The following is a 10,537-nucleotide window of genomic DNA, read 5'->3' on the forward strand; positions in this document are numbered from 1 at the left end:
TTCAGTGAGCGCTGGACAGTTCGGTGATGGCGGTCGGTGCGGAGATGGCGGCGACGACGGCGGCCGCGAATTCGTCGGTGTTGCGGGTGCCGCCGACGTCGCGGGTGCGCGTGGCCGGGTCGTCGAGGACGTCGTTGACGGCCCGCTGGATCGTGGTTCCTGCCGCGATCGCGTCGGGGTTGTCGTGCCGGCGGCCGAACCAGTCGAGCAGCAGGGCGGCCGACAGGATGAGCGACGCCGGGTTGGCGGTGTTGGTTCCGGCGATGTCCGGGGCGGAGCCGTGCTGCGCCTGGGCCACGCAGATGTCGTCGCCGATGTTGATCGCGCCGCCGAGGCCGAGGCTGCCGGACAGCTCGGATGCCTCGTCGGACAGGATGTCGCCGAACATGTTCGTGGTGACCAGCACGTCGAAGGACGAGGGCCGGCGGATGAGCGCGGCGGCGGCCGCGTCCACGATCAGTTCCTCGAGTTCGACGTCGGGGAACTCGGACGCCACCTTGCGTACTTCGCGGAGGAACAGACCGTCGGAAAGCTTGACCACGTTCGCCTTGTGTACCGCCGTGACTTTCCGACGACGTTGGCGGGCGAGGGCGAAGGCGGTACGCGCGACTCGTCGCGACGCCCGTGCCGTGATCTTCCGTATGGAGAAGGCGGAGTCCGGGTCGGGCATGAACTCGGCGGCGCCGGCGAACATGTTGCGATCGGAGTAGAAGCCCTCGGTGTTCTCCCGCACGATCACGAGGTCCATCGGCTCACGCAGGACCGTCAGGTCTTTCCGGGAGCGGCATGGCCGGACGTTGGAGTGGAGTTCGAAGACCGTGCGGAGTTCGGCGGACGGGTTGATGCCTCCGTCGGCCCGGGGTGGGTAGTCGTAGTGGGATACCGGGCCGAGGATGACACCGTCCGCCTCGGGGATGCGGCGCATCACCTCGTCCGGGAGCGTCGTGCCCACCGCCCGTAGGCTCGACAGTCCAATCTCGTGCTCCTCGATCACCACGCCGAGGCCGAACCTCCGGTCGGTGGCGTCCAACACGTCGAGCGTGGCCCGGGTGATCTCGGGTCCGATGCCGTCACCGGGAAGAACCAGAAGCTTCATTCTCGGCCCCTAAGCGTGGTGGAAGAGACGGGTCGCGAGCAGATTGACCTGGCTGCCCGGCACGACGTGCTGGTCGGCCGCTTTACGCCAGTCGGCGAAGTGGGGCGCGGTGCGGTGCGCCTCAACCGCCGCTTCGTCCGCGTACACCTCGAAGAAGGTGAAGTGGTGGTCGTCGGTCAGGTCCTGGGACACGTCGAAGTAGAGGCAGCCGGTCTCGTCGGTGAAGGATCGCCGGGCGTTCTCCTCGATGGCGGCGAGGAACGGTGCCAGGTGTCCGGGACGAACCCTCAGATCGACGGTCAGGGTAATCACGAAGGGCTCACTTTCATTTCGGTACGGCTGGGGAGCGTCACGCCCGTCTCTTCGGCGAGGCGGACGAGGCTGGTCCAGGTGTTGTCGGCGACGGGGATGCCGGTCGTGAGCCGGCCGACCTCGGCGCGGTCTTCCAGCTCGCCGGGGAAGAAGATCTCCTCGACGCCGGGGGTTTTCGCCGCGCCCTTGGTCTCGTCGACGAGCTGCTCCATGCGGCTGCGGAACTTGACCGGATCGCCGAGGGCGGCGATGTCGATGGTGAGCAGGAGGTGACCACACCCGCTGCGCCGGTCGGGGTCGTAGGGTCCGGCCACCTGGCTGCCGAAGGTGCTGCCGGTGAGTACGCCCGCCAGGACGTCGATCATGAACGCGATGACGTACCCCTTCGCGCCGGCCATCGGCAGGATGAGGCCGTCGATCGCGCGATGCGGATCCACCGTCGCCACCCCGTCGGCGTCGGCCGCCCAACTGTCGGGGATCGGGGTGCCACGTTCGGCGGCAAGGTAGATCTTGCCTCTCGCCACGGCGGTGTTGGCGAGGTCCATGACGGCGATGCCGTACCGGCCGGCCGGTGCGGCGATCGACCACGGGTTGGTGCCGATGGTCTTGTGCCGACCGCCCCACGGCGCCATCGCCGGGCTGGCGTTGGTGAACAGCAGTGCCGCGCAGCCCTCCTCGGCCACGCGCCGGGTGAAGTAGGCGGCGGCGCCGAAGTGGTTGGAGTTGCGGACGGCCACGCCGCTGATCCCGTGCCGGCGGGCGCGGTCCACTCCCAGCCGTACGGCGTGGTCGGTGAGGACCTGTCCGATGCCGTCGTTGCCGTCGAGGACCATGAGAGGTCCGGTATCGGTGACGATCGTCGGGGTCGTGACGGCGCGCATGGCACCGGTGCGGATTCGGGCCACGTACCAGGGCAGACGCAGCATGCCGTGAGACGAGTGGCCCCACAGCTCCGCGGTGACCAGGGTGTCGGCCAGCAGCCGCGCGTCATCAGCTGGCACCCCGGTGCTGGCGAGCACCTCGGTGCCGAACCGGCGCAGCTGGTCGGCGGTACAGCAGTGAGTCGGCCGGGTGCCGGTCATGCCTTCACCGCCAGAACGGGGCAGGCCGCGTCCAGCAGCACCCGCTGCGCGGTGCTGCCGAGGATCAGCTTGCCCACCACGGAGCGGTGCCGGATGCCGATGACGATGAGTTCGGCCTGGACGTCGTCCGCCAGTGCGAGAATCTCCTCGGCCGCGTCCCTGCCCCGCACCTCCTGCTGCAGGCGGTAGGCGACGGAAGATGCGCGGAGCCTTCGATCGAGCTGCGTCAGCTGGTCCGGCGAGGCGAACGACGGGTCGTTGAACCGGTCACCCGGTGAGCTGTTGAGCACGACGAGGTCGGCGTCGCGGAGTCTGGCCTCCTCGATCGCCCGGGTTACGGCAGCCTCGCCCGGCGGCGTCGGGTTGAATCCCACCACGATCGTCATCGGCTCTCCCCCGCCATGGTCGACTCCGCGCGCTCATCCACGACGCCGATCTCCTCGGCCGTGCGGCGCTGCCAGCGCTTCATGAGGCGGGGCACCAGTGCGACCAGAACCACCACGGTGTAGGCGGCGATCGAGAATGGCGACGACACGAGTGCCACCGGGTCACCGTCGGAGATGGCCAGCGCGCGGCGGAGTTGCGTCTCGGCGACCGGCCCGAGGATGGCTCCGATGATGAGCGGCGCGATGGGGAAGCCGTACTGCCGGAGAAAGTAGCCGAGTAGGCCGAGCAGCAGCAGCACGTACACGTCGAAGACGGAGCCGTTGATGCTGTACGCGCCGAGCAGCGCGAAGGTGACGATGCCCGCGTAGAGGTACGGCGTCGGAATCCGCAGCACCTTCGCCCACAGCCCGACAAGCGGCAGGTTCAGCAGCAGGAGCATGGCGTTGCCGACGAGCAGCGCCGCGACGAGCCCCCACACGAGATCGGGCTCCTTCTGCAGGAGCAGCGGTCCGGGCTGTAGTCCGTACTGCTGGAAGGCGACCAGGATGACCGCGGCCGTGGCCGACGTCGGCAGGCCGAGGGTCAGCAACGGCATGAGGGCACCCGCGGCATTGGCGTTGTTGGTGGCCTCCGGGCCGGCGACGCCTTCGATGGCACCCTTGCCGAACTCCTCAGGGTGCTTGCTGAGCTTCTTCTCCACCGCGTAGGAGAGGAAGGTGGGGATCTCCGCCCCGCCGACCGGGACCGCGCCGAGCGGCCAGCCGATGGCCGTGCCCCGCAGCCAGGCCGGCCACGAACGCCGCCAGTCCTCGCGGGTCATCACGGCACGTCCGCGCAGCTCCATGATCTTCGGCGTGGTGGGCCGCATCTTGGCGGCCAGGTAGACGGCCTCCCCCATCGCGAAGAGCGCGACGATGATGATCACCGTGTCGATACCGTCGAGCAGGCGAGGTACGCCGAAGGTGAAGCGCGCTGCGCCGCTCTGGGCGTCGAGCCCGACAAGGCCGATGGCCAGGCCGAGTGCGACGCTCGTGAAACCCCGGGCTGCCGAGCAGCCGAGCAGCGCCGCGACGGTCATGAACGCCACCACCGTCAGGGCGAGATAGTCGGCCGGGCCCAGGGTGATGGCGACGTCGACCACGTACGGCGCCGCGAAGGCCAGCGCGACGGTCGCGATGGTGCCGGCGACGAACGACCCGATCGCCGCGGTGGCCAACGCCGCCGCTGCCCGGCCGGCGCGCGCCATCTTGCTGCCCTCGATGGCCGTGATCATGGACCCGGACTCGCCTGGCGTGTTGAGCAGGATGGAGGTGGTGGACCCGCCGTACATCGCCCCGTAGTAGATCCCGGCGAAGAGGATGAACGCGGCCTCCGCGGGCAGGGAGTAGGTGAGTGGCAGCAGCAGCGCGATGGTCAGCGCCGGACCGATGCCCGGCAGGACGCCGACCAACGTGCCGGCCAGCACGCCGACGAGGGCGTACAACAGGTTGTGCAGGGTGAGGGCGATGGCGAACCCGCTGATCAGTCCGTCGATTCCGTCCATCAGCGCATCCCTTCGAGAAGGCCGGGAAGGTAGATGCCGAGCGGTCCGGTGAACACGACGTAGATGGCTGCCGAAAGTAGGACGGCGCCGATGGCGACACGTCCGTAGTTGTGTGCGCCGAGCGTGGTCGCGATGCCGATGAAGGTGACGCTGGCCGCGATCACGTACCCGGCGGGCTCCAACAACACCGCGAACGCCACGACCGAGGCGATCAGCAAGGCAACTCGCCGCCGGTTCATCGGCAGGGACGGGTCGACGAACTCACCCTCTTCGGGCGTTCCGGCGTTGCCGTGCAGGAGGTCGATGACGACGAAGGCGGACGCGGCGGTCAGCAGCGCACCCACCGCGTACGGAAAGAAGCGTGGCCCGACGTTGCTGGCGGCACGCGGAATGTTGATGGTCGAGGTGTCAGCCAGGACGAAGACACCCAGGGCCAGGAGGAGCCCAGCGAAGCCGAGCTCCCCCTTGTTCTTGACCGAGCTGATCATGCGAGACCCAGTTCAGCGAGGATCTTTTCTGTGTCGGCCTGCTGGGTCGCGAGCTCGGCCTTGAAGGCGTCACTGTCCAGGAACTCGTCGGACCAGCCCTTGGTCTTCAACTGGGAGGTCCAACTCTCGCTCTTGGTCAGCGTGCGGAAGGCGTCGGACAGGGCCTTCCGGTCGACGTCGCTGATACCCGGAGGTGCGAACACGCCGCGCCAGTTGACGAGGACGGCATCCGGGTAGCCGGCGCTGGCGACGGTCGGCGCGTCGGGGGCGACCTCGATGGGATCCTTGGACGAGACCGCCAGGACCCGAAGCTTGCCGGCCTCGACCTGGTCGGCGAATTCGCCGTAGCCGGCGATGCCGGCCGCGACCTTCTTGCCGAGCAGCGCGACGAGGGCCTCGCCACCGCCGGAGAACGTCACGAAGTTGACGGTGGTCGGCTGGACACCGGCCGCCTTCACGAGCGTGCCAGCCCAGATGTGGTCGATGCCGCCCTGGTTGCCGATCGCGATCGGGTTACTGCCGGGCTGGGCCTTGAGCGCGGCGAGGAACTCCGGGAGGGTCTTGTACGGGGACTCGGCGGGGACCGCGATAACCTCGTACTCGCCGATCAGCCGCGCGACGGGCGTCAGATCGCCGAGTTTGTTCGGAGAAGAATTCGTGATCGTTGCCCCGACCAGCGAGAGCCCGCCGACCATCAGTTCGCTGGTGCCGGACTTCTGGACGAACTGCGACAGGGCGACCGTACCCCCTGCGCCCTGGGTGTTCCTGACCTCGACGCGACGAGCGAGGCCTGCCTCCTTGAGCGACTTCTCAAGAGCCCGCGCCGTCTGGTCGTACCCGCTGCCGGGCCCGGACGGCGCGTCGATCGTCACCCCCTGTCGCAGGACGTCGGATCCCGCAGACCCTCGATTCGCGCCCTCCGAGCCGGACCCGCACGCGCCGAGCACCAGCGCGGTAGCCAGCCCGGCGGCCACCTTGGCGGTCCACCCTACGGATCTCATCGATAACGCCACCTTGAATCCCGACCCTTCTTTCCACGACCGTCCTGCGTCTCGTCGGACGGTCCGCCACGGCGGCGGAGTGATCGGGGACGCTACCCGCCTTGCATACTTGTATACAAGTGTTCGTTGCAGAGAGGTTACACCTTGACTCGCTCAGAGCCCCGAGCCTCGGGGGGACATTTCGCCTACCTGGAGCTCAAACGGCGCATCCTGCACCTCGAATTCGAGCCAGGACAGCGGTTGTACGAGCCGGCCCTGGCCACCATGCTCGAGGTGAGCCGCACCCCGCTGCGGGAGGCGATCCGCCGCCTGATCGCCGAGAACCTCCTCACGCAACAGCCGACCGGCGGAGTCGTCGTGCCCGCCCTCGACCCCCGGGAGATCGCCGAGCTGTACGACGTACGGGCCGCGCTCGAGGCGCTGATGGCGCGAGAGGCGTGCAGCAAGGCCACCGACGACGACATCCGGCAGATGGCCGGCATCGTCGAGCGGAACGCCGCCCTGGTCAACTTCGCCGACGAGGCGATGACGACCGGCAAGAGCCTGCACGACACCATCGCCAGAATCGCGAACAACGGCTGGGCCAGCCGGCTCCACGAGCAGATCTCCGACCACATGGTCCGGTATCGCCACCTGACCAACAGCACGCAACAGCGACGGGAGGCGGCCCTGGCCGAACACCGCGCGATCCTCGAAGCGGTCACCGGCGACGACCCTGAGCGCGCGGGCCAGATCGCCTACGCACACGTGCTCGCCGCACGGGACCAGGCGCTGCAGGCGATCAGCGCCAGTCTGAACGGCTAACCACCCCGCTGAGAACCCTCACCCCCGGCGGCCCCTATCGAGCTCCGGGCCTGTCTCACCGTGACGAACTACAACCGGACGACGGTATGCTCGCGGGCCTGGCGCCGCGGGCCACGATCCGTCAGCGCGGCGACAGCGAGTAGACAAGCTGCTCGACGCGCTACGGCTCCCCGGCGGGCCGCCCGACTTCTCAACCATGAGAGGTCTGGCGGGCAGCGGCATAGCGAGCAACTCCAGCACCCGAGGCCTGCGCCGAGACGTCCGGTGCGCTGGTCGGCTCATCGGCGACGAGCAGGACCGGATTCCGCGCCAAGGCCCGGGCGATGCGCACCCGGGCAATCCGGTGCCCGCGTCCGCGGCCGGCGTCGACCCGCACAGGCCGTGGTCGGTTCGCCGGGGACCGTAGACGGCTGCGTAGGCGTCGGGTCGCACCGGCGCCTACGCAGCAGCCTCTTCGAATGCGGGCTGGAGGAGCCTGTCGGGTGGCGGGACACGGTCAGGACTTGCCTCGCAGGACGGCGCGTCGCTGCTTCAGCTCCTCCTCGCCGATCTCGCCGCGCGCGAATCGCTCCGCGAGGACCCGCTCAGCCGCGCTGCGCGCCGAGCGCGTCGGCGACCTGCGGTAGATCAGGTAACCCAGCGACGACAGCACAAGAAGCCAGAACAGGGCCGGGAAGATCAGCCACCAGCCCGCTCGACCGACCCACGGGCCGTACCCCTCTCCCCACCCAGGGTGGGCGTAGGCGTAACCCACTACCTCTGCCAACATCACAATCTCCCTCGAGATCGGGCTCGCTTCTGCTCGCCCTCTTCTCCGATCGTGGCCCGCCGGTACGGCTGCCGTCGTCGGCCCTGCAACGACACCCGCAGTACGTCGCACGCCGTAGCCTGGGGCCGGCGTCAGCCCCGACGGCTGCTGGCGGCGGCCCGATGGCGCACCGGCACGGCGAGCCCCATGCAGGGCCGCGCGGGTCGTGTGCTCCCCGCCCCGCCTCGATCAGCACGCCGCCACCCGATACCGTCGTCGCAGCTCAGAGGGGTGACAGGGTCGGGCCGCCAGGCTTCGACGATGGTAGGGACGAGCGGGTGTTCTTATATGAGACCCCGGCAGTTGACGTACTTCGTGGCGGTGGCCGATCACGGTTCGATTCGTAAGGCGGCGGATGCCCTCTTCATCGCCCAGCCGTCGCTGTCGGTACAGCTCGCCGCGCTCGAGCGCGAGGTCGGCGGCCCTCTGTTGAACCGCGAGCCGGGCTGCGTGGCGACGAGAAAGGCCACCGCTTCCCTTCGAAGGCGCCGTGCCGCAAAGAGCAGCGCCTCAGTGGAGGCCTGGTCGACCCATTGAGCGTCGTCGACGACGACGAGCAACGGGGATCGCTCAGCCACCTTCGCCAACAGGCTCATGACTGCCGCACCGACCGCCAGCCGATGTCCATGCGCCACCGCACGCCGCGCAAGTGCCCCCTGCAACGCCACCGACTGCGGTTCGGGGAGTGCGTCCACCTGATCGAGTTCGCTCGCGAAGAGCTCGGCGAGCCCTCCGAAGGGAAGGGTTGTCTCGGCCTCGACCCCGTTCATCGAGAGGACCGGCATACTCGCGCTCTCCGCGTCAGCCAACGCCCAGTTGCAGATCGCACTCTTGCCGACGCCCGCCTCGCCGGACAGCACCACCATGCCGCCGCGGCCACGGCGCGAAGCATGCATGAGCTCAGCTATCTGTGCGCACTCGGCGTCACGACCGACGAGGACCGTTCACCACCGCCCAGCCTTGGCCCGACCCGGTGGCCGGCTCTACCTGGTCAATCCCGTGTCGGTAGCGTCGCGAGCATTCTGAAGATCACGGGCGGGGAAGCCCCCGGAAACCGGCCGTGGACGGTCATCATCCCGCCCACGCCGAGTCCTTCGGAACGGCGACGTCTTCCACCCGGTGACCCAGAATCGCAAACGGTGCGGGCAGATTCAGCTGATGGTGAGCCTACTCGGGCGCGTGGGTCTCGCCTCGGTCATAGGTCGCCCGGGCGGGCTTCCATGACGTGGGTAGGGTGGCTTGGGCTGGGTCAGGCCCAGGCGCGATCGAGGGCTAGCGCCAGCCGCCTGGTCCACTGCTCGGCGGTGCCCGAAACTTCGGCGTACTCGTCGGTGAAGTTGGTCCAGTCGACTTGCCAGGACAGCACGGTCTCGGCCGTGAAGGTATCGGCTTCGGCGCCGAGTTCTGGTCGCATGAGCTGCCGGACGAGGGCTTGGTCGACGGTGGTGTGTTCGGCGAGCAGGACCGCGTCGTAGAGATCCTTGCCTTGCGGATACGTGTCGGTGGCCAGCCACAGCAGCTTCCACGCCAGTGCCAGCCGGGCGGGCGCGGCCAGTAACGGCTGGTCGACGTCGGGCAGTATCAGCACCTCTGGCGGGAGAGGAAGCCGTTCGCCGAAGACGATGTCGATCTGTATGTGGCCGTCCGGCGCCTCCGCTGCGCTGAACGGGATGACGAGGCGACGTCCGTCAGCTCGTTCATACGTCCAGATGGCGGACTCGGTGATCCAGTCTGGTTGCAGGCCGGCGCCGGGTGCGGTTCGGACGGCGGTCTTGATGTCATCGAGCAGCGTGCGGGCGTCGGAGCTGTCGCTGGTGATGGTGTGCGGGGTGACGACGAAGTCGAGGTCGCCCGGCTCGCGGGCGGCGTCGCCGACCCAGGCCGCCATGGTGACGCTGCCCCGCAGGACCAGATGCTGACCCAAGGTCGTCGCGGCGATGGCCGCCAAGACGTGGTGCATGGCGGCGCGTCGGGCGTCGGTCCACAGCTGGCCGGTGGCCGCCACGAGAAAGTCGGGCTCCCCGGCGCGGTAGGCGTTCGGGTACTGCTTGAGGGCCGGGTCGAACGCCGCCCTCTGGCGGACGGTCGGGCTAACGGGTAGTGGCTGGTAGGTCGGCGGGTAGTGCGGGGAGCCGGCCGGCGCGGACCTCATCCTGTTCTCACGCTCCAATGCCCAACCTCTCACGCCCGGCGTGGGCGAGTCCAGCCAGCCCTGGTCGTGGTGGAGGTCGCTGTCGAAGACGACATACTCCTGCTCCACCGTCGTGGGCTCGTGGCCCGCAGCCCGGAGGGTCTCGACGAGCTCGTCCAGCCGCTGCCTGGCCGTGACGAGCCCGACACCATGACAGCGCTGGTTGACGAACCGCTCCTGCGCGCCGTCCGCAAGCTCCCGGCGGGCGTTGCGTGAGAGCCGCGCCCCGTGCGGCGCGACCAGATCGGTGAGAGCCACCAGGTCGGCCAGCGCCGCGTTGGATAGCAGCAGTTTGAGGTGATGCTCGAAGTACCGGTTGCCCGGCTCGACCGCCGCCTGCTCATCCGCCTGCGGTACACCGACGCACCACGGCGCCGCCTCAATCTTCGAACGGCACGGGTAGATGCCTGCCTCGCGCAGTCCGCGTTGCCAACGCTCCACCGCCGCGTGCTGCTCGGTCAGGATGCCTCGCCCGCTCAGGGTGAGCATCGGTTGAGAGACGTACGCGCCACGATCGAGCACGATGTGGACGAACTTCACGCCATGCTCGGTGGCGAACATCGACAGCTCCTCGGCCTGAGGAGCGTGAGCCGTAATGTGGATCTCGAAGTCCCCCGACACCTCAAGCACCGGCGGAGTCTATGGCACGGCCGTCAGGCCGGAAAACGCGATTCCCAGACGCGGCAGGACGCGGCCAATTTCCGGACTGTTCCAGGTCGTCGATTACCAGTTCCTGAGAGTGCCGCATCGGGTGCCGACGCAGGCACGCCAGCGCGATGAGCCGAGGTCCCGGGAAGCTGGGCTGACGGCCATTCGATGTGCCGA

At 68.7% G+C, this 10,537-nt stretch carries 11 protein-coding genes and 1 pseudogene; 2 read left to right on the forward strand and 10 right to left on the reverse strand.

The features are described 5' to 3' along the window. Position 1: 1 nt before the first annotated feature. The 7 genes from ACZ6S5_RS12410 to ACZ6S5_RS12440 are packed head-to-tail and all read right to left on the reverse strand — an operon-like array spanning position 2 to position 5,882. Positions 2-1,096: an isocitrate/isopropylmalate dehydrogenase family protein gene (locus ACZ6S5_RS12410; protein WP_466000077.1), complete on the reverse strand. Its 1,095-nt coding sequence runs from the start codon at positions 1,094-1,096 to the stop codon at positions 2-4. A gap of 9 nt (positions 1,097-1,105) precedes the next feature. Beyond that, a complete protein-coding gene (locus ACZ6S5_RS12415; protein WP_466000078.1) occupies positions 1,106-1,408 on the reverse strand; it encodes a putative quinol monooxygenase in 303 nt (100 codons plus the stop codon). Further along, the gene (locus ACZ6S5_RS12420; RefSeq protein WP_466000079.1) at positions 1,405-2,490 is read right to left on the reverse strand and encodes an Ldh family oxidoreductase; all 1,086 of its coding nucleotides are present in this window, start codon (positions 2,488-2,490) and stop codon (positions 1,405-1,407) included. The genes ACZ6S5_RS12415 and ACZ6S5_RS12420 overlap by 4 nt, the downstream gene beginning before the upstream one ends. Further along, a complete protein-coding gene (locus ACZ6S5_RS12425) occupies positions 2,487-2,876 on the reverse strand; it encodes a universal stress protein (protein ID WP_466000080.1) in 390 nt (129 codons plus the stop codon). Before ACZ6S5_RS12425 ends, ACZ6S5_RS12420 begins: the two co-directional genes overlap by 4 nt. After that, positions 2,873-4,420 carry a tripartite tricarboxylate transporter permease gene (locus ACZ6S5_RS12430; RefSeq protein WP_466000081.1) on the reverse strand — a complete coding sequence of 516 codons (1,548 nt, stop codon included), beginning with the start codon at positions 4,418-4,420 and terminating at the stop codon, positions 2,873-2,875. The genes ACZ6S5_RS12425 and ACZ6S5_RS12430 overlap by 4 nt, the downstream gene beginning before the upstream one ends. Further along, positions 4,420-4,908 (reverse strand): tripartite tricarboxylate transporter TctB family protein, encoded by a 489-nt coding sequence (locus tag ACZ6S5_RS12435; protein WP_466000082.1) that lies wholly within the window; start codon positions 4,906-4,908, stop codon positions 4,420-4,422. Before ACZ6S5_RS12435 ends, ACZ6S5_RS12430 begins: the two co-directional genes overlap by 1 nt. Next, positions 4,905-5,882, reverse strand: coding sequence for a Bug family tripartite tricarboxylate transporter substrate binding protein (locus ACZ6S5_RS12440; protein ID WP_466000083.1), 978 nt, complete (start codon positions 5,880-5,882; stop codon positions 4,905-4,907). Before ACZ6S5_RS12440 ends, ACZ6S5_RS12435 begins: the two co-directional genes overlap by 4 nt. A 171-nt stretch (positions 5,883-6,053) precedes the next feature. Here ACZ6S5_RS12440 and ACZ6S5_RS12445 point away from each other — a divergent pair, with 171 nt between their 5' ends. Beyond that, positions 6,054-6,713 carry a GntR family transcriptional regulator gene (locus ACZ6S5_RS12445; protein ID WP_466000084.1) on the forward strand — a complete coding sequence of 220 codons (660 nt, stop codon included), beginning with the start codon at positions 6,054-6,056 and terminating at the stop codon, positions 6,711-6,713. Between the two features lie 496 nt (positions 6,714-7,209). Here the strand turns inward: ACZ6S5_RS12445 and ACZ6S5_RS12450 are convergent, their stop codons facing one another. Beyond that, on the reverse strand, positions 7,210-7,482 hold the full coding sequence (locus ACZ6S5_RS12450; RefSeq protein ID WP_466000085.1) for an SHOCT domain-containing protein: 273 nt from the start codon (positions 7,480-7,482) through the stop codon (positions 7,210-7,212). A 327-nt stretch (positions 7,483-7,809) separates the two neighbouring features. On the opposite strand from ACZ6S5_RS12450, the gene ACZ6S5_RS12455 reads away from it, so the two are divergent. Further along, on the forward strand, positions 7,810-8,058 hold the full coding sequence (locus tag ACZ6S5_RS12455; protein WP_466000086.1) for a LysR family transcriptional regulator: 249 nt from the start codon (positions 7,810-7,812) through the stop codon (positions 8,056-8,058). On the opposite strand, the pseudogene ACZ6S5_RS12460 reads toward ACZ6S5_RS12455, so the two are convergent. Both ACZ6S5_RS12460 and ACZ6S5_RS12465 read right to left on the reverse strand, forming a co-directional pair. Continuing rightward, a pseudogene (locus ACZ6S5_RS12460) lies at positions 7,977-8,447 on the reverse strand (ATP-binding protein); the annotation flags it as partial. The gene ACZ6S5_RS12455 and the pseudogene ACZ6S5_RS12460 sit on opposite strands and share 82 nt — an antisense overlap. 323 nt (positions 8,448-8,770) lie before the next feature. Continuing rightward, positions 8,771-10,342 carry a nucleotidyl transferase AbiEii/AbiGii toxin family protein gene (locus ACZ6S5_RS12465; protein ID WP_466000087.1) on the reverse strand — a complete coding sequence of 524 codons (1,572 nt, stop codon included), beginning with the start codon at positions 10,340-10,342 and terminating at the stop codon, positions 8,771-8,773. Positions 10,343-10,537: the final 195 nt, after the last annotated feature.

Source organism: Micromonospora sp. NPDC051924 (assembly GCF_055586005.1).

Bases quoted from the DNA above. Each gene is read 5' to 3' on its own strand.
- ACZ6S5_RS12420 (WP_466000079.1), bottom strand. From the start codon at position 2,490: ATGACCGGCACCCGGCCGACTCACTGCTGTACCGCCGACCAGCTGCGC.
- ACZ6S5_RS12450 (WP_466000085.1), bottom strand. From the start codon at position 7,482: ATGTTGGCAGAGGTAGTGGGTTACGCCTACGCCCACCCTGGGTGGGGA.
- ACZ6S5_RS12455 (WP_466000086.1), top strand. From the start codon at position 7,810: ATGAGACCCCGGCAGTTGACGTACTTCGTGGCGGTGGCCGATCACGGT.
- ACZ6S5_RS12410 (WP_466000077.1), bottom strand. From the start codon at position 1,096: ATGAAGCTTCTGGTTCTTCCCGGTGACGGCATCGGACCCGAGATCACC.
- ACZ6S5_RS12430 (WP_466000081.1), bottom strand. From the start codon at position 4,420: ATGGACGGAATCGACGGACTGATCAGCGGGTTCGCCATCGCCCTCACC.
- ACZ6S5_RS12435 (WP_466000082.1), bottom strand. From the start codon at position 4,908: ATGATCAGCTCGGTCAAGAACAAGGGGGAGCTCGGCTTCGCTGGGCTC.
- ACZ6S5_RS12425 (WP_466000080.1), bottom strand. From the start codon at position 2,876: ATGACGATCGTGGTGGGATTCAACCCGACGCCGCCGGGCGAGGCTGCC.